Annotated in this window: 1 protein-coding gene; it reads left to right on the forward strand. The window is 48.1% G+C overall.

Going from position 1 to position 747, the window contains the following annotated elements; genetic code table 11:
* The coding region (locus tag AB3X55_13395) for a 2-hydroxychromene-2-carboxylate isomerase (GenBank protein MEX0504579.1) at nt 1-674 on the forward strand (674 nt) is incomplete at its 5' end.
* Nucleotides 675-747: the final 73 nt, after the last annotated feature.

Genomic DNA, 747 nt, shown 5'->3' on the forward strand with positions numbered 1-747 from the left:
GCGGGCACCATTTCTTCATGTACATCACTGATATGTCAGCATTTTATGTGCTAACAGGTCAGGTGACGTACAGGATGTCTCAACCGATTACAGCTTGGTTGTCGATTGGTAGCACCTACAGCTATCTGACAGCACTTCGTATCAATGCTATTCAGCGGGATATGAGCCTGAATCTATCAGTCAAGCCCATCAGCATTCGTGCCATCATGAAGTCGATGGACAACATTCCATTTCCACCATCAAAGAAAACGAAGGTGGATTACATGTGGCGAGATATTGAACGTCGGGCGGATTGGTATGGTTTGCCTAAGCCCAAACTGCCAGCACCTTATCCACTGCAAGCATTCGACCAAGCCAACAAGATTGGCATAGTCCTGAACCAACAAGGCAGGTATCTGGAGTATTTTGAGGAGACCTACCGTCTGTGGTTTGTGTCGGGCATGGAGGCTGGCTCAGAGCAGAATCTACGACTGGTCCTGAAGACCATGAAACTTGATTATGATGACATCATGCATCAAGCCAAAGATGAAGCCATCCAGCAGATGTACGAAGCGAATACTGAGGAAGCCAAGCAACTGGGAGTCTTTGGTGCGCCTTCATTCTCTATAGGCAACGAGATATTTTGGGGTGATGACCGGCTTGAAGATGCCATCAGGTTTGCAGCCAGTCACTAGCACTCAATCTTCTGCATCCATTTAGCCAGTATCTCGACGCTATAGCCTCTGCCATAGGCATGACCGATGCCTG

This window comes from Alphaproteobacteria bacterium LSUCC0719 (assembly GCA_040839025.1).
GTDB lineage: Bacteria > Pseudomonadota > Alphaproteobacteria > Puniceispirillales > Puniceispirillaceae > UBA8309.